This window comes from Muricoccus roseus (assembly GCF_900141905.1).
GTDB lineage: Bacteria > Pseudomonadota > Alphaproteobacteria > Acetobacterales > Acetobacteraceae > Roseomonas > Roseomonas rosea.
In genome coordinates this window covers 25,705-41,414 of record NZ_FQZF01000026.1, presented here as the reverse complement: position 1 = coordinate 41,414, position 15,710 = coordinate 25,705, and the positions used below count along the sequence as shown (strand labels likewise).

The 15,710-nt window shown below is 73.6% G+C and carries 15 protein-coding genes and 1 tRNA gene; 10 read left to right on the top strand and 6 right to left on the bottom strand.

The genetic code is table 11. From position 1 onward, the window contains the following. Positions 1–38: 38 nt before the first annotated feature. Complete coding sequence (gene acnA / locus BUB97_RS18990) at positions 39–2,744, bottom strand: aconitate hydratase AcnA (RefSeq protein WP_073137666.1); 2,706 nt, start codon at positions 2,742–2,744, stop codon at positions 39–41. Between the two features lie 93 nt (positions 2,745–2,837). On the opposite strand from acnA, the gene ccmA reads away from it, so the two are divergent. From ccmA to BUB97_RS18970, 4 genes are read left to right on the top strand one after another with little or no spacing between them, the layout of a single operon-like run. Next, positions 2,838–3,449: a heme ABC exporter ATP-binding protein CcmA gene (ccmA, locus tag BUB97_RS18985; protein ID WP_073137664.1), complete on the top strand. Its 612-nt coding sequence runs from the start codon at positions 2,838–2,840 to the stop codon at positions 3,447–3,449. Continuing rightward, entirely contained in the window at positions 3,446–4,096 is a 651-nt protein-coding gene (gene ccmB / locus BUB97_RS18980; RefSeq protein WP_073137662.1) for a heme exporter protein CcmB, read from the top strand. Before ccmA ends, ccmB begins: the two co-directional genes overlap by 4 nt. 31 nt (positions 4,097–4,127) lie before the next feature. Further along, positions 4,128–4,541, top strand: a complete 414-nt coding sequence (locus BUB97_RS18975; protein ID WP_073137660.1) for a hypothetical protein — start codon at positions 4,128–4,130, stop codon at positions 4,539–4,541. A gap of 32 nt (positions 4,542–4,573) precedes the next feature. Then, positions 4,574–6,088, top strand: coding sequence for an alginate lyase family protein (locus tag BUB97_RS18970; RefSeq protein WP_139281392.1), 1,515 nt, complete (start codon positions 4,574–4,576; stop codon positions 6,086–6,088). Here BUB97_RS18970 and BUB97_RS18965 read toward each other — a convergent pair. Genes BUB97_RS18965 through tsaD form a run of 3 tightly spaced genes read right to left on the bottom strand, consistent with a single transcriptional unit; the run spans position 6,009 to position 8,892 of the window. Further along, positions 6,009–6,995: an NAD(P)H-dependent glycerol-3-phosphate dehydrogenase gene (locus BUB97_RS18965; RefSeq protein WP_073137656.1), complete on the bottom strand. Its 987-nt coding sequence runs from the start codon at positions 6,993–6,995 to the stop codon at positions 6,009–6,011. The genes BUB97_RS18970 and BUB97_RS18965 overlap by 80 nt on opposite strands. Beyond that, positions 6,992–7,816 (bottom strand): 23S rRNA (adenine(2030)-N(6))-methyltransferase RlmJ, encoded by an 825-nt coding sequence (locus BUB97_RS18960; protein ID WP_073137654.1) that lies wholly within the window; start codon positions 7,814–7,816, stop codon positions 6,992–6,994. The genes BUB97_RS18965 and BUB97_RS18960 overlap by 4 nt, the downstream gene beginning before the upstream one ends. Further along, complete coding sequence (tsaD, locus tag BUB97_RS18955; protein WP_073137652.1) at positions 7,813–8,892, bottom strand: tRNA (adenosine(37)-N6)-threonylcarbamoyltransferase complex transferase subunit TsaD; 1,080 nt, start codon at positions 8,890–8,892, stop codon at positions 7,813–7,815. Before tsaD ends, BUB97_RS18960 begins: the two co-directional genes overlap by 4 nt. Positions 8,893–8,938: 46 nt before the next feature. Between tsaD and hemC the strand changes: the two genes are divergently transcribed. The 6 genes from hemC to BUB97_RS26335 all read left to right on the top strand — a co-directional run bounded on the left by hemC (position 8,939) and on the right by BUB97_RS26335 (position 14,260). Continuing rightward, positions 8,939–9,958: a hydroxymethylbilane synthase gene (gene hemC, locus BUB97_RS18950; protein ID WP_073137650.1), complete on the top strand. Its 1,020-nt coding sequence runs from the start codon at positions 8,939–8,941 to the stop codon at positions 9,956–9,958. Continuing rightward, positions 9,951–10,772: a uroporphyrinogen-III synthase gene (locus BUB97_RS18945; RefSeq protein WP_073137648.1), complete on the top strand. Its 822-nt coding sequence runs from the start codon at positions 9,951–9,953 to the stop codon at positions 10,770–10,772. The genes hemC and BUB97_RS18945 overlap by 8 nt, the downstream gene beginning before the upstream one ends. After that, complete coding sequence (locus tag BUB97_RS18940; RefSeq protein WP_175562683.1) at positions 10,769–12,352, top strand: COG4223 family protein; 1,584 nt, start codon at positions 10,769–10,771, stop codon at positions 12,350–12,352. Before BUB97_RS18945 ends, BUB97_RS18940 begins: the two co-directional genes overlap by 4 nt. Continuing rightward, the gene (locus tag BUB97_RS18935; RefSeq protein WP_073137644.1) at positions 12,352–13,638 is read left to right on the top strand and encodes a heme biosynthesis HemY N-terminal domain-containing protein; all 1,287 of its coding nucleotides are present in this window, start codon (positions 12,352–12,354) and stop codon (positions 13,636–13,638) included. Before BUB97_RS18940 ends, BUB97_RS18935 begins: the two co-directional genes overlap by 1 nt. Positions 13,639–13,734: 96 nt before the next feature. Continuing rightward, positions 13,735–13,809: transfer RNA gene (locus tag BUB97_RS18930), tRNA-Thr, on the top strand. A gap of 280 nt (positions 13,810–14,089) precedes the next feature. Next, a complete protein-coding gene (locus BUB97_RS26335; RefSeq protein WP_175562682.1) occupies positions 14,090–14,260 on the top strand; it encodes a hypothetical protein in 171 nt (56 codons plus the stop codon). Positions 14,261–14,316: 56 nt separating this feature from the next. On the opposite strand, the gene BUB97_RS18925 is transcribed toward BUB97_RS26335, so the two are convergent. Together BUB97_RS18925 and BUB97_RS18920 are read right to left on the bottom strand one after the other, a co-directional pair. Continuing rightward, a complete protein-coding gene (locus BUB97_RS18925) occupies positions 14,317–14,703 on the bottom strand; it encodes a hypothetical protein (RefSeq protein WP_073137642.1) in 387 nt (128 codons plus the stop codon). Beyond that, on the bottom strand, positions 14,700–15,710 hold the full coding sequence (locus BUB97_RS18920) for a Gfo/Idh/MocA family protein (RefSeq protein ID WP_073137640.1): 1,011 nt from the start codon (positions 15,708–15,710) through the stop codon (positions 14,700–14,702). The genes BUB97_RS18925 and BUB97_RS18920 overlap by 4 nt, the downstream gene beginning before the upstream one ends.

Genomic DNA, 15,710 nt, shown 5'->3' with positions numbered 1-15,710 from the left:
CCCGCGCCCCCTCATTTACCCCATTCCGGCCCGGCGGGTCAGGCCGGGACCATCACCCCGGCCATGGAGCGCAGCACGTACTGCAGAATGCCGCCCTGCTTGTAGTACTCGACCTCGTCGGCCGTATCGACGCGGCACTGGACCTGGGTGCGGGTCTCAGTGCCGTCGGCGCGGTGGATGACGATGTCGAGCATCATGCGGGCGCGCAGCTCCTCAAGGCCGAGGATGTCCACGGTCTCGTCGCCCTTCAGGCCGAGGGTCTTGCGGTCCTCGCCCGGCTTGAAGACCAGCGGCAGCACGCCCATGCCCACCAGGTTCGAGCGATGGATGCGCTCGAAGCTCTCGGCGATCACGGCCTTCACGCCCAGCAGCATCGTGCCCTTCGCCGCCCAGTCGCGGGAGGAGCCGGTGCCGTATTCCTTGCCGCCGAAGATCACCAGCGGCACGCCCTCGGCCTTGTACTTCATGGCCGCGTCGTAGATCGGCATCACCTGCTCGGACGGGTAGTGCTTGGTGATGCCGCCCTCGATGCCCGGGACCAGCTCGTTCTTGATGCGGATGTTGGCGAAGGTGCCGCGCATCATGACCTCATGGTTCCCGCGGCGGGCGCCGTAGGAGTTGAAGTCGTTCTGCCGGACCTGGTGCTCCAGCAGGTACTCGCCGGCGGGCGAGGCCTTCTTGATGGAGCCGGCCGGGGAGATGTGGTCGGTGGTGATGCTGTCACCCAGCTCCGCCAGGATGCGCGCACCGGTGACCGAGGCGACGGGCTTCGGCTCGACGCCCATGTCCTCGAAATAGGGCGGGTTCTGGACGTAGGTGGAGCCGGAGTTCCAGCGGTAGGTGTCCGTGCCCGTCTCGACGTTGATTCCCTGCCAGTGCTCGTCGCCCTTGAAGACGTCGGCGTAGCGGGACTGGAACATTTCGCGCGTCAGGACCTCGTGGACGACGTCGTTGATCTCCTGCTGCGCCGGCCAGATGTCCTTGAGGTAGACGGGCTGGCCATCGCTGCCCGTGCCGAGCGGCTCGGTGGTGATGTCCTTCGTGATGGTGCCGGCGAGGGAGTAGGCGACCACCAGAGGCGGCGAGGCCAGGTAGTTTGCGCGCACATTCGGGTGCACGCGGCCCTCGAAGTTGCGGTTGCCCGAGAGCACCGAGGCGGCGACCAGCTTGTGATCCTCGATCGCGGAGACGATCGCGTCCTCCAGCGGGCCGGAATTGCCGATGCAGGTGGTGCAGCCATAGCCGACGGTCTGAAAGCCCAGCGCGTCGAGGTCGGCCTGCAGGCCGGAGGCGTTCAGGTAGTCGGTGACGACCTGGGACCCCGGGGCGAGGGAGGTCTTCACCCAGGGCTTCGGGGTCAGGCCCTTGGCGCGCGCCTTGCGCGCCACCAGGCCGGCGGCCACCAGCACATAGGGGTTGGAGGTGTTGGTGCAGGAGGTGATCGCCGCGATCACCACGTCGCCATGGCCGAGGTCGTAATTGGCGCCGCCCACCGGCACGCGCGCGCCCAGCGGCGGGGCGCCGGGAACGGAGAGGTTCGGCAGCTCCTTGGCGAACGAGCTGGCGATCTCGGTCAGCACCACCTTGTCCTGCGGGCGCTTCGGGCCGGCCATGGAGGGCAGCACGGTGGAGAGGTCGAGCTCCAGCGTGTCGGTGAAGACCGGGTCGGGCGTCGTGTCGTCGCGCCACATGCCCTGCGCCTTCGAGATCTCGCGCACGAGGTTGATGCGGTGCTCGTCGCGGCCGGAGAGGCGGAGATAGCCGAGCGTCGCCTCGTCCACCGGGAAGAAGCCGCAGGTTGCGCCGTATTCCGGGGCCATGTTGCCGATGGTCGCGCGGTCCGCCACGGGCAGGGAGGTGAGGCCCTGGCCGTAGAACTCGACGAACTTGCCGACCACGCCCTTCTTGCGGAGCATCTGGGTGACGGTCAGCACCAGGTCGGTGGCGGTGACGCCTTCCTTGAGCTTGCCCGTCAGCTTGAAGCCGATGACATCCGGGATGAGCATGGCGATGGGCTGGCCGAGCATGGCGGCCTCGGCCTCGATGCCACCCACGCCCCAGCCCAGCACGCCCAGGCCGTTCACCATGGTGGTGTGGCTGTCCGTGCCGTAGCAGCTATCCGGATAGGCATAGACGTCGCCGGCATCGGTGTCGGTCCAAATCACCTGGGCCAGGTATTCGAGGTTCACCTGGTGGCAGATGCCGGTCCCGGGGGGCACGACGCGGAAGTTGTTGAAGGCGGAGGAGCCCCAGCGGAGGAACTCGTAGCGCTCGTTGTTGCGCTGGTATTCCAGGTCCACGTTCTGGCGCAGGGCGTCGGGCGTGCCGGCCACGTCGACCATCACGGAGTGGTCGATGACGAGGTCCACGGGAACCAGCGGGTTCACCTTCTGCGGGTCGCCGCCGAGCTTCAGCATGCCGTCGCGCATCGCGGCCAGGTCCACCACGGCGGGGACGCCCGTGAAGTCCTGCATCAGGATGCGCGCGGGACGGAAGGGGACCTCCTTGTCGGACTGGCCCTTCTCCAGCCAGCCGACGATGGCCTTCGCGTCATCCACCTTGTAGGAGCGGCCGTTCTCGAAGCGCAGGATGTGCTCGAGGAGCACCTTTAGGCTGTTCGGCAGGCGGGAGACATCGACGCCCAGCGCCTTCGCCCCCTCGGGGATGGAGAAGTAGTGGTAGGTCTTCCCATCGACCGAGAGGCTGCGCTTCGCCTTGAGGCTATCCTGTCCGTACTTGCTCATGCGTCGCAATTCCCCACGCGTTCTTGAAATTCAGGCCAGCTTGAAGCATGGCGAGGGTTTCCGGTCCAGGGGCCGGGGGGCTTCCCGGAGGGTATGGCAGACGTGCTGGCGGCGGAGGATTTGGCCGCGCGGCGCGGCGGACGCGTGGTCTTCGCCGGGCTGTCGCTGCGGGCGGCGCCGGGGGAGGCGCTGCTGCTGCTCGGGCCGAACGGGGCGGGCAAGTCCACGCTGCTGCGGGTGCTGGCGGGGCTGCTGCGGCCCGCGGCGGGGAGCCTGGCCTGGTCGGGCGAGGAAGTGGCGCTGGACGCCGCCGCCCATGGCGCCCGCACGCGCTATCTCGGCCACCAGGACGCGATCAAGCCGTCGCTGACCCCGCGCGAGGATCTCGGCTTCTGGGCGCGGCTGCGCGGCGGCGACCCGGAGGCGGCGCTGGCCTCCATGGGACTTTCGGGCCTCGGCGGGTTGCCCTGCCGCACGCTCTCCGCCGGGCAACGCCGGCGGCTCGCGCTGGCGCGGCTGACACTGGGGGGCGCGCCGCTCTGGCTGCTGGACGAGCCCACGCTGGGGCTCGACACGGCCTCGGTGGTGCGACTCGGCGCTCTGCTGGCGGCGCATCGCGCCCGGGGCGGCATCGTGCTGGCCGCCACGCATCTCCCGCTGCCCCTGCCGGGCGCGCGGGAGGTGGCGATGGGGAGGGCGGCATGATCGCGGTTTTCCTCCGCGAGCTGCGGCTGGCCCTGCGGCACCCGGCCGAGGCGCTGGCGGCGGTGCTGTTCTTCGTCATCGTCTGCGCGCTGTTTCCCTTCGGGGTCGGCCCTTCGCCGGACGCGCTGGCCCGCCTCGCGCCGGGCGCGCTGGTGACGGCGGCCCTGCTGGCGGCTCTGCTGCCGCTGGACCGGCTCTTCGCCGCCGAGGCCGAGGACGGCTCGCTCGACCTGCTGCTCACCACCGGCCTGCCGCCGGCCGGGCTGGCTGCGGCGAAGGCGGCGGCGCATTGGGCGGTAACCGGCCTGCCCCTGCTGCTGGCCACCCCCGTGGCCGCCGCGCTGCTGGCCTTGCCGGTGGAGGGCTGGGGGGTAGCGGTTTTGACGCTGGCGCTGGCATCGGCCGTGCTCTCCCTCCTCGGCACGCTTGGCGCGGCGCTGACGCTCGGCGCGCGGCGGGGTGGCGTGCTGCTGCCCTTGCTGGTCCTGCCCCTGGCCGTGCCGGTGGTCATCTTCGCCGCCGGCGCGATCGAGGCGGCGGCGGGGGGCGGGGAGGCCCGGCCTTTCCTGCTGCTGCTGGGGGCCTTCCTGGCCGGGGCCCTGCCGCTGGCCCCGCTGGCGGCGGGCGCCGCGCTGCGGGAGGGTTGAATCAAATCCCGTTTTGCGGCGTTCAATAGATATGGCCTTCAAGGGAAAGCCGCCCGGCTCCGGCTCGGGCGAGATGTCGCGCCGGACCGTCGCGCTGCGCCCGGCCATCGATCTGCCGCCGCGCCAGCGGGACGAGGCGCGTCGGCTGCGCCGCACCGGCCTGGAGCCGGCGCAGATCGCCGAGGCGATCGGCGCGCCGCTGGAGGAGGTGGAGAAGGCTCTCGTCCAGATGCGGATGCCCCGGCCGGAGACGACGCGCGGCACGCTGAACGTGACGCTCGCCGCCCATGCGCTGGTGATGAAGGAGCGGCAGGGCAACGAGCCGCTCTGGCAGACCATGGACCGGCTGCTGGACGAGCTGCTGCGCCATCGCGCGGCCGAGGCGGCCCGGCTGCGGCGGCGCCATGCCGAGGGCGGGGAGCTGCCGCTGTTCCCGGAGACCTGACGCGCCCCGGCCTCCGGTGGCATGGTGTGGCCATGCGACTGCCCCAAGCCCGCCTCGCCGCGCTGCTGCTGCTTCCGCTCCTGACCGGCCCGGCCCTCGCGCAGTCCCAGCCACCATCGCCGCCCTCCCGGCCCGGCGCCGCGCGCCCGGCTCCGCGTGCCACCCTGCCCAGGCCTCCACGCCAGGCCGTGCCGCCTCCGTCCCGCCGCCCGTCTGCCGCCCCAGCCGCGCCGCGCGCCGTGGCCCCCGGGCGGGAGGCGCGAAGGCCCCAGCGCACTCCGCCTCCACCGGGCCGGCCGGCCGCGGAAACGCCCGCCCGCCCGCCCGCCGCGGCAGGCGCGGCGGCTGCGGCCACGCTGCTGGGCGCCCAGGCAGCCCTGCCGGAGGAGCGCCGGGAGCGGCGCCCGCTGGAGGGACCCTTCCTGCCAGCCCCGGCCGCCACGGGCGAGGCAGCGCCCTGCGAGGAGCGGCTGCCGCCCCTGCGAAACCTGGAGGGCTTCGGCTACTTCCTCGACCCCGCCTTCTCGCGCCCGGACCCGAAGCGCCTGGCGATGGACCAGGCGGCCGCGAAGCCGCTGCGGGACTGGCTGGCCCTGGTCCAGCGAGCCCTGGCCCGGCACAGGAAGGGGGAAGCGGGCGCCGCCGCCTGCGCGCTGGAGGCGATGGACCACTGGGCGCGCAACGGGGCGCTGCTGGGCGCCTTCAACCTGCAGGGCGACTATCACAGGGCCTGGGGCCTGGCCGGGGCCGGGCTGAGTTTCCTGGCGCTGCGCGAGGCCCCCGGGCTGGAAGCGCCGCGGCTGGACCGGGTGGCCCGCTGGCTCGCCGCCGTGGCCCGGCAGATCCGCCCGCGGCATGACCGTCCCTCCGAGGCGCTGATCAGCGACGTGCGGAACAACCAGGCCGCCTGGGCCGGGCTTGCCGTGGCCGCCGCCGGCGTGGCTGCCGGGGAGCGCGCGCTGCTGGACTGGGGGGTGGAGCGGCTCCGCAACCAGCTCCTGCAGGTGGACGAACGCGGCGCCCTGCCGCAGGAGCTGCGGCGCGGCGCGATGGCGCTGCACTACCATCTCTTCGCCTTCGATGCCCTGGCCGCGCTGGAGCGGCTGGCGGTGGCGAATGGCATCGCGCTGACCGAGGCGGAGGCGGCAGCCTACCGGCGCCTTCGTGATTTCACCCTGGCCGCCGCGCGAGAGCCGGCGCGGATCCAGGCGCTGGTGGGCGTCGCACAGACCAACCCTCTCCGGGCCCCGGTTGAGGCGCCACTGGCCCGCGCGCCGGGGCTGGAAATCGCATCCATGGTGATGCCCGATGCGGAATCCGAAGCCGCGCTGGCGCCCTTCCGCCCCTATGCCTCGGTGTGGCTGGGTGGGGAGGTCACGGGATGGTGGAAGCCCGGTCCGCGCGCCGGGAAGGAGGAGGCGGCGCCCTCCTCCGGGCCAGACTCCGATGTGTCCGCCAGCGCGCCTGCTATTCCGCCTTCCGCGGGCGCCCCAGAAGACGCTCCACCGCCTCCGGTACCGTCAGCTCCCCTTCCAGCACCGCGGTAACGGCGCCACAGACGGGCATGTCCACCCCCGCCCGGGCCGCACGGGCGAGCAGGGCAGGGGCGGTGGCGGCCCCTTCGGTGACGGAGGTTCGGGCGCCGAGGATCTCGGCGGCGGTCCTCCCCTGGCCCAGGGCGAGGCCGAGGGTGAAGTTGCGGCTCGCCCCGCCGGCGCAGGTGAGCATCAGGTCCCCCAGGCCGGAGAGGCCGGCCACCGTATCGGCCCGCCCGCCCAGGGCGACGGCGAGCCGCGCGATCTCGGCGAGGGCACGGGTGACGATGGCGGCGCGCGCGTTCTCGCCCAGCCCGGCGCCGATCGCCGCCCCGGCGGCGATGGCGGCCACGTTCTTCGCCGCACCGGCCACCTGAACCCCCAGCGGATCGGCGCCGCCGTAGAGGCGGAAGTTAGGGCTGGAAAGGCGGGTCGTCGCGGCCTCCCGCAGGGCCGGATCGGCGCTGGCGAGCACCGCGGCGGCCGGGAGGCCCTCGGCCACCTCATGGGCGAAGTTTGGGCCGGAGAGGATGGCGGAGGGCTGGCCCGGACGGGCCTCGGCCAGGATCTCGAGGGGAAAGCGGAGCGTCCCGGCCTCCACGCCCTTGGCCACCACGATCGAGGGCGGCAGCCGGGGCAGCTCGGCCAGCACGGCGCCGAGATGCTGGGTCGGGACGGCCAGGATGGCGAGGCCGGCCCCGGCGATGGCGGCGGCGGGATCGGCCGTGACCTGAAGCTCCGGGGGCAGGGGCGTGTCCGCGAGGTGGCGGGCGTTCACACGGAGGGCCTGCATTGCCAGCGCCCGCGCCGGGTCCCGGGCCCAGAGGGAGACCTCGCCGCCCGCCCTCAGCGCCTGGATGGCCAGTGCCGTGCCCCAGGCGCCGGCGCCGATGACGGCGACCTTGTCCGGGCTGCTCATTCCGGCACGACCTCCGTCACGGTCCAGCCGGCGCCGCGCTCGCCCTCGTCGAAGCGGGCATGCAGCGTGGCCAGGATGGCGCGGGCCGCCTCGGCGAAGCCGAAGGGCGGGTTCGCCACGGCCAGGCCGCAGCCATTCAGCCGCGTGGGGTCGGTCGGCTCGCGCAGCCAGAGCTCGCAGGCGATCACGTCGCGCTGGCCGGAGGCCGCGATGGCATCCTGGAAGGCGCGCACGGGCGCGCGGTGCTTCACGGGATACCAGGCAGCCTGGATGGCGGGGCGGAAGCGGCGGGCCAGGGCCGCCATCCCCGCCGCGAGGCGGGCGAACTCGCCCTCCTCCTCGAAGGGCGGGTCCATCAGCACGAGGCCGCGCCGCTCCGGGAAGGGCGTCAAGGCGGAGAGTGCCTCATAGGCGTCGCGCCGGTGGACGGAGACCTGGGCGTCACCCCTGAAGCGGGCCCGCAAGGTGGCCGCATCCTCCGGATGCAGCTCGCAGAGGGCGAGGTGGTCCTGCGGGCGGAGCATGGCGCGGATCAGGGCCGGGCTGCCGGGATAGCTGCCCCGGGGGAAGGACCGGACCAGCTCCAGCCAGGGCAGCAGCGGGCCGTCCTGCAGCGTTTCCAGCCGCCCGATCCCGTCCCGCCATTCGCCGGTGCGCCGCGCCTCCTCGGATTGCAGGTCGTACAGGCCGATGCCGGCATGGGTGTCCAGCACGCGGAAGGGGGTGGGCTTGCGCAGCAGGGCCGAGACGAGCGCATGGACGAGGGCGTGCTTCATGCAGTCCGCGAAGTTCGCGGCGTGGAAGGCGTGGCGGTAGTTCATGCGGCGGGTGTCAGCTCGTCCAACGGCCAGCGCGGGCGCGGGGCGTGGTTCCAGGGGTCAGTCAGCCCGGCGCGGAGGCGCTCGATTCCCGTCCAGGCGACCATGACCGCATTGTCGGTGCAGAGGCGGATGGGCGGCGCGATTAGGGGCAGGCCGGCGGCCTCGGCCACCCGGGCCAGGGCCTCGCGCACCGCCGTGTTGGCGGCGACGCCGCCGGAGACGACGAGCGCGGTTGCCCCGGGCTTCCTGTCGAAAGGCGCCATGGCGAGGGCGTGGCGCGCCCGGTCCGCGACCACCGCCGCCACCGAAGCCTGGAAGGCTGCGGCGATATCGGCATGGGCATGGCCCTTGGCCACGGCCTGCGCGACGGCGGTCTTGAGCCCGGAGAAGGAGAAGTCGCAACCCTCGCGGCCCAGCAGGGGGCGGGGAAGAGGCACCCGGGCGGCGTCGCCCTCCCGGGCCAAGCGCTCCAGATGCGGGCCGCCGGGCCAGGGCAGGCCGAGGAGCTTGGCGGATTTGTCGAAGGCCTCGCCCACCGCGTCGTCCAGCGTGGTGCCGAGCCGGCGGTAGCGCCCCAGCCCCTCCACGGCGACGCACTGGCAATGCCCGCCGGAGAGGAGGAGCAGGAGATAGGGGAACTCGGCGCCGCCCCCCGGCAGCCCGGGGAAGAGCCCGGGCAGGCGGGGCGTCAGCGCGTGCGCCTCCAGGTGGTTCACGGCCACGAAGGGAAGGCGGTGGGCCATGGCCATGCCCTTGCCGTAGCTGGCGCCGACGATGAGGCCGCCGATGAGCCCCGGGCCGGAGGTGGCGGCCACCCCACCCAGATCCCGCGGCGTCAGCCCCGCCCGCTGCAACACCCCGGCGACAAGGCCGGGCAGGTGGGCGAGATGGGCGCGCGCCGCGAGTTCGGGCACCACCCCGCCGAAGCGGGCATGGTCCTCGGTCTGGCTGAAGACGGATTCGGCCAGGATCGTGCCGTCGGGCGCCAGGATGGCGGCGGCCGTTTCGTCGCAACTGCTCTCGATTCCCAGGACCGGGCCGAGGGCAGGTCCGTGTACCGGACCGGGCGCGTCCATGATCTATCGCCTTTCACGATTCGCGGCGCGGTTCTAAGACGCCGCCATGCTGTCTGCCCACCCCGCCCATCCGGGCGCCGAGCCCCAGGCGGGAACCCCCAAGGTCCGGCCTCATATGCGTTCGCTCCCGCTCCGCGTCGGCACGCGGGGGTCACCGCTCGCCTTGTGGCAGACGCGGACCTTCCTTGATGTCGTCCTGCATTTCTGCCCGGTGCTGCGGAATGCCAAGGCCTTCGAGGAGCATGTGATCCAGACCTCGGGCGACAGGATCCAGGACCGCCGGCTGGCCGATGTGGGCGGCAAGGGGCTCTTCGCCAAGGAAATCCACGAGGCGCTGCTGGATCGCCGGATCGACTTCGCCGTCCACAGCCTGAAGGACCTGGAGACGGAGATGCCGCCGGGCGTGGTGCTGGCCTGCACCATGAAGCGCGAGGACAGCCGGGACGTGCTGATCCCCGGCCCCGGCATGGCGGCGCTCGACCCGTCGGACCCGATCGGCAGCATCCCGGCCGGGGTGCGGCTGGGCACGGCCAGCCTGCGGCGCCAGGCGCAGCTCCTGCATGCCAGGCCGGACCTGCAGGTGGGCATGATCCGCGGCAACGTGCAGACGCGCCTGCGCAAGCTGGCCGAGGGCGAGGCGGATGCCACCATGCTGGCTCTGGCCGGGCTGAAGCGCATGGAGCTCTCCCCCGAGGGCATGATGGTGCTGGACCCAGAGGCGATGGTGCCGGCGGCCGGGCAGGGGATCGTCGGCGTGACCGTGCGCGCCGAGGACGTGGAATTGCACGAGCTGCTGGCCGGGATCGAGGACCGGGAGGCGCGCGCCGTGTCCCGCGCGGAGCGGGCGCTGCTCGCCTCCCTCGATGGCTCCTGCCGCACCCCGATCGGCGGCCATGCCCGGCTGCTGCCCGATGGGCGGCTGCACCTGACCGGGCTGGTGGCCCGGCCGGACGGATCCTTCCTGCTGAAGCGCAGCCTGCATGGCGGCGTGTCCGATGCCGAGGCGCTGGGCCAGGAGCTGGGACTCAGCCTCCGCGCGGACAGCCCGGCGGATATTTTTGGCTGAGCGGGACGGGTCCCGCCCGGCCTGCCTGATCACCCGGCCGGAGCCAGGGGGCTCGGCCACGGCCGGACGCGTGGCGGCGCTCGGCTGGGAGCCGGTCCTGACGCCGGCCCTGGTGCTGAACCCCTTGCCGATGGAGCCGGTGCCGGAGGCGCGGGCGGTGCTGCTGCCGAGCGCCGCCGCCCTTCCCTCGCTGGCCGGGGTCCTGCCCCCCGGTCTTCCGCTGCTGGCGGTGGGGGAGGGGACGGCGGAGGCAGCGCGGGCCGCCGGGTTCCGCGACGTGGCGGCCGCTGCCGGCGATGCCGTTTCCCTGGCCGCCATGGCGAGCGCCCGGCTAGACCCGGCCGGCGGGCCCGTGCTCCTGGCTTCCGGCCGCGGCTATGGGGATGCGCTGGCGGCGGATCTGGCCGGGCGCGGCTTCTCCGTGATCCGGCGCGAGGTCTATGTGGCGGCGGAAACCACCGAGCTGTGGCCGGAGGCGCGGGAGGCGCTGGCGGCAGGGCAGGTGCGGGCTGCCCTTTTCCTTTCGCCCCGGAGTGCCCAATCCTTTGTAGCCCAGCTGCGGAAGGCCGGGCTGGGCGGGGCGGCAACCGCCATCCGCGCCGTGGCGTTGAGCGGCCGCGTGGCGGAGGCGCTGCTGCTAGCTTCGTCGGGGGCTTCGGGGGCGAATCCCGGGGCCTTCGCCTGGGGGGGGCTGGACGTGGCGCCGCGACCGGATCAGGACGCGCTGCTGGCGCTTCTCGGCCCTGCCCCTCCGCAATGGCCCTCGAGCACTGGCCCTTCCCGCCTGACCAGAAGGATGACGCCGTACCCATGAGCGACACGCCCCGTACGCCGCCTAACGCGCCACGCCCCAGGGGGAGTTCCTCCTCCGGCAACCAAGCCAAGGGCAGCAAGGCCGGGGCGGCTTCCGGCACGGCGGCGCCGATGGCGGCGCCCGAGGTGAAGGGGGCTGGAGAGACCAGCTCCCCGGCCTCCGTCGCTTCCGCGGCGGAGATGACCCAGGACACGCCCCCGCCCGCGACCGGGGGGGCTGCTTCCGGCACGCCGGCCGCCGCCTCCGCTGAGGCTGCTGCTCCTTCGGCGGGCGTCTCCTCCGGCGCCAGCACGCCCTCGGGCGGGGCACGCGTGTCGCAGCCCATGCCGGCGAGCCCGCCCGCTCCGCCGCCCCCCGCCCAGACGCGGGCGCGGCGCTTCGAGCCGGCCATCCTGCCGATCGCGGCCGGGCTGGTCGTGCTGGTGGGGGCCACGGCCTATCTTGTTTCGAGCCCGCGGGAGCGGCAGGCCCCGGCCGCCGTGCAGCAGGCCGAGGCCGCCCGCGACGCGGCGATCGACCGTCGCCTCGCCGCGCTGGAGGCCCGCCCGGCCGCCGAAGGGCTGGCGGACCGCGCCACTGCGGCCGAGCGCCGGCTGGATGCGGCCGAGACCACGGCGCGTGAGCTGGCAGCGCGGCCCATGGTGGATTCCGAGGCGCGGTCCGGCGTGACAGCCGCGACGGAGGCGCTGCGCCGCATCGAGGAGCGCGCCAATGCCCTGGAAAGCCGGATGCAGGAGGAAGCCCGCCGGGCCGAGGCGCGCATCGCCCAGGCCGAGGCGACCCTGGCCAACCGCATGACCGGCGCCGAGCAGGCCCTGGCGGCGCGGGTGACGGCGGCGGAGCAGGCCTTCGCCCCCCGGCTGGCCGCCCTGGACGCCGCGCTGAACCAGCGCGTGGAGGCGGCCGGCCAATCCATGACCCAGCGCATGGATGCGGCGGGCCGTTCGATGGATGAGCGCCTGTCCCGCGCCGAGGCCGAGATGAACCAGCGCGTGGCGCGGCAGGAGCAGCAGCTGGCCGAGCGCGTGCAGCAGTTCGAGCGCCGCCTGGCCCAGGCCGAGGCGGCGGAGCGCCGCCTGGGCGCCCTGGCCGCGCGCGGGGCGATCCAGACCGCGCTGGAGGCTGGCCGGCCGCTGGGCCAGGCCCTTTCCGGCCTTTCCGGCACGCCGCCGGTGGCGCTCGCCCGCTACCGCGAGGCCGCGCCGCCCACGGAGGCGGCGCTGCGCCTCTCCTTCGAGGATGCGGCCCGGACGGCGCGGCTGGCGGCCGAGCCCCAGGGCCAGTCGGTGACCGATTCGGCCCTTGCCCGCCTGCAGGGGCTGGTGACGGTGCGGCGTGGCGACCAGGTCGTGGTCGGCGACGCGGTTTCGGGTGAGCTGGAGCGCGCGCGCCGCTCGCTGGACGCCGGTGACCTGCCCGGCGCGGTGGAGCGGCTGGAGCGCCTGCCGGAGCCCTCTCGCAATGCCATGGCGGGCTGGATCGGCCAGGCGCGTGATCTGGTGGAGGCCCGCGCCGCGCTGCGCGACCTCGGCACCTCAGGTGCCGCCACCGGCAGCACCTCCGGCGCCGGGAGCAACTGATGCTCCGCGCAATCTGGCTGCTGATCCTTCTCGGCCTGGGCGTCTGGGCCGCTCTTTTCCTCCGCCAGATGGGCGGGATCGTGGAGATCACGGTCGGCAACACCTTCATCGGCGTGCCCGTCTGGCTGGGGCTGCTGGCGCTGGTGGTGGGCTTCGTGGTGCTGCACGGCATTCTCTCCGCCTGGAAGTCGCTTCGCGGCTGGCCGGCGCGGATGCGGGCACGGCGCGAGGCGCGGCACCGCCGGGACGGCGATGCGGCGGTGACGCGGGCGCTGGTGGCCCTGGCCGCCGGCACGCCGGACCAGGCGCGGCTGGAGATCCGGCGCGCCCGGAACCTGCTGGGCGATACGCCGCATACCCTGCTGCTGACCGCCGAGGCCGAGCGCATGGCGGGCCGCAACGACGCCGCGAATCAGGCCTTCCGCCTCCTCTCCCAGCGGGAGGACGGCAAGTTCCTCGGCCTGCGCGGGTTGCTGCGGGACGCGATGCAGCGCGAGGACTGGCCGGCCGCACAACGCCTGGCGCGGGAGGCCGAGGCCGCCCAGCCCGGCGCCGCCTGGGTGCGGGAGGAGCGCGCGGCGCTCGCCCTGCGCACGCGGGACTGGAAGGAGGCGCTCGCCCTCTCCCCCTCCGAGCAGCTGACCGGGCACCGCCGCGCGGCGCTGGCCCTGGCGGCGGCGATGCAGGACCCTGAGACCGCCTCGGCGCTGGAGAAGCAGGCGCTTTCGGCCGATCCGGGCTTTGCCCCGGCGGCGCTGGCCGTGGCGCGCCGGCAGGCGGCGGAGGGAAGCCCGCGCCGGGCCAAGTCCACGCTCCAGGCCGCGTGGAAGGTGGCGCCGCATCCGGACCTCGCCGAGGCCTATCTGGCGGATGAGTCGGATGCCCTGGCCCGGGTGAAGGGGGCCGAGGCGCTGACGCATGAGAACCGCACCCATCCCGAGAGCCGGCTGGTGCTCGGCCGAACGGCGCTGGCCGCAGGGCTGACGGGCCGGGCGCGGGCCGAGCTGGAGGCGCTGGTCTCATCCGGCAGTGCGGATCGCCGCGCCTATCTCGCCATGGTGGACATGGATGCGGTGGAGCTGGGCGACAGCGCGGCCGGCCGGGCCGCGGAGGCGAAGTGGCTGCGGGCCGCCGCCGCCGCGCCGGCCGAGCCGCGGTGGCAGTGCCTCTCCTGCGGTACCACCCATGCGAAGTGGGAGCCGGTCTGCGAAGAATGCGGCACGCCCGGGCGGATCGAGTGGACGGGTGGGGCGGCCGCGAAGGGCGGCTCCGTGGTGACGACCTGAGCGGTTCCATCACAGACGAGGTTGCCGGGCGGCGCATGTCCCGCTAGAAGGCGCCGCACCGCAGCGCGCCGGCCCCGGTCGGCGCGCCCTGCATGGGCCGGGTTAGCACAGCGGTAGTGCAATCGATTCGTAATCGATAGGTCGCGAGTTCGATTCTCGCACCCGGCACCATTCTCCCCGAGCGACAGTATTCGCCGACAGCCTGGCCTCCGCAGGTGGCGTTTTACTTGCAATTCTCCGAGCGTGTCGTCTGCCGAGGGCTGCTTCGCAGGGCAGGCCCGTGGCGGCCGTTAGTGGCTTTTTGTGCGGCCGATCCAAACCGCGGGTATTCGGCGCCGCCCGCTGTAACAAGGTCTCAGAAACGATCACGAAGCTGTCATGGGTTAACTGGTGTTACGAAGCAGCGACATAGAAGTTAAAGCGCCGTTGGAAGTCACAACGGAGGTAACGAATGCGACTGCTCCCCATCCTGGCCGTAGCGGCCGCGTCCCTGAGCCTGGCCGCCTGCACGGTCAACACCGCGCCCGCGAACCCGCAGCCGCCCGTCGCCGCGACGGTCGTGACGCCGGCGCCGATGATGACGGCTCCTGCCGCGGGCTCCACGGTCGTCGTTCGCCCGTAAGCTGCTGCTGGGGGGGAGTGCCGGACCCGTCCGGCACTCCCCTTCGGAAGGCGTGACTAACGAAGCGCGAGAATGTTCCGCCGGCCCATCTCGCCCGGGGCCGCGTGAATCATGAACTGGCCGGCGCCGCCACTCGCGGCAGGCACCAGGGCGTACCAGAGTGTTTCCTGCGCGCCGGTGCTGAAGCTGGCCTCCGCGCGGCAGAGGATCAGCCCCGCAACCGAGCCCTGCGGCGCCTTTTCGCGCAACGGCGGGCCCAAATCCGTCACGCGCAGGCCATTGCGGGCCATGGGGCCGGCCTCGAAGGCCTGACGAGCGGCCGAAGCGGCCTCGGCGCAGCGATCCGTGGGGTCGGCAAGGCGGCGGCTGCCCAGCATCTCGGTCGCGAGGAACCCTCCGGCGCCGATCAGCAGCGCCAGCAGCAGAAGGCCCGCCAGCCTCACGGATGCGGTCGCCGCGCGAGGATCGCCTCGATCAGCCGCTGGGCGGGGAGGGCGGTGCGGGCGGCATGCGGCGGCGCCCGCCCGGTTGCGATCGCATCGAGCATCGCCGCGATCATGGCACGGTGTGGGCCGTGGTCGAAGGCCATGGGATCGACGCCTCCGCCGCCCGAACCTTCCTCCCCGATGATCTCGGGCCCGCTGCCATCGGCCCGGTGCAGTTCCAGGCGGTGCGCCGAGAGAACCGCGCTGCCCCTGGTGCCCGCGATCTCGATCCGCTCCGGGAAGCCCGGGCGCGCCACCGTGGTCGCATCCAGCACGCCGATGGCGCCGTTCTCGAAGCGCAGCGCGGCGGCCACGACATCTTCCGTGTCGATCCGGCGCAGCGGGGAGGTGGTGGCGAAGCCCGTGACCTCCCGGACCGGGCCCATCAAGTGCAGCAGCAGGTCGATGCTGTGGATCGCCTGGGTGAGCAGCACGCCGCCGCCATCCCGTGCCTTCGTTCCACGGCCCGGCTGCGCGAAATAGGCCTCGTCGCGCCACCAGCGGATGCTGGCCGAGGCGGAAAGCGGGGTTCCCAGGGCGCCCGAATCGATGACGGATTTCAGGTGCTGCGCGGCCGGGCGGAAGCGGTGCTGCAGGCACACCGCCATCAGCCGGCCAGCTCTTTCCGCGGCCTCCGCAAGCGCCTCCGCGCGCGCCGCGGTGGCTTCCAGCGGCTTCTCGACAATCAGGTGCTTGCCCGCTTCCAACGCGGCGCCCGCCACCGGGAGATGCGTCCAGGGCGGCGTGAGGACGAGGACGAGATCCAGGCCGGGTGCCGCGAGAAGCTCGGCCTGATCTGCGAAGACCGGGACGGACCAGCGCCGGGCGAAGGCGTCGCGCCGTTCGGCGGAGGGGGCGTGGCCTCCGACGACCCGCAGCCTTCCCTGCGCCTCCAGGTCGCGCAGCGCCAGCATATGCGGCGTGGATGCCATGCCGAGGCCGATGACGCCCACGCCGGGCCGCAT

Coding starts and splice junctions, on each gene's coding strand:
- BUB97_RS18940 (WP_175562683.1), top strand. CDS start 10,769: ATGAGCGACACGCCCCGTACGCCGCCTAACGCGCCACGCCCCAGGGGG.
- ccmA (WP_073137664.1), top strand. CDS start 2,838: ATGGCAGACGTGCTGGCGGCGGAGGATTTGGCCGCGCGGCGCGGCGGA.
- BUB97_RS18935 (WP_073137644.1), top strand. CDS start 12,352: ATGCTCCGCGCAATCTGGCTGCTGATCCTTCTCGGCCTGGGCGTCTGG.
- ccmB (WP_073137662.1), top strand. CDS start 3,446: ATGATCGCGGTTTTCCTCCGCGAGCTGCGGCTGGCCCTGCGGCACCCG.
- hemC (WP_073137650.1), top strand. CDS start 8,939: ATGCTGTCTGCCCACCCCGCCCATCCGGGCGCCGAGCCCCAGGCGGGA.
- BUB97_RS18975 (WP_073137660.1), top strand. CDS start 4,128: ATGGCCTTCAAGGGAAAGCCGCCCGGCTCCGGCTCGGGCGAGATGTCG.
- BUB97_RS18920 (WP_073137640.1), bottom strand. CDS start 15,710: ATGCGGCCCGGCGTGGGCGTCATCGGCCTCGGCATGGCATCCACGCCG.
- BUB97_RS26335 (WP_175562682.1), top strand. CDS start 14,090: ATGCGACTGCTCCCCATCCTGGCCGTAGCGGCCGCGTCCCTGAGCCTG.
- tsaD (WP_073137652.1), bottom strand. CDS start 8,892: ATGGACGCGCCCGGTCCGGTACACGGACCTGCCCTCGGCCCGGTCCTG.
- acnA (WP_073137666.1), bottom strand. CDS start 2,744: ATGAGCAAGTACGGACAGGATAGCCTCAAGGCGAAGCGCAGCCTCTCG.
- BUB97_RS18970 (WP_139281392.1), top strand. CDS start 4,574: ATGCGACTGCCCCAAGCCCGCCTCGCCGCGCTGCTGCTGCTTCCGCTC.
- BUB97_RS18960 (WP_073137654.1), bottom strand. CDS start 7,816: ATGAACTACCGCCACGCCTTCCACGCCGCGAACTTCGCGGACTGCATG.
- BUB97_RS18965 (WP_073137656.1), bottom strand. CDS start 6,995: ATGAGCAGCCCGGACAAGGTCGCCGTCATCGGCGCCGGCGCCTGGGGC.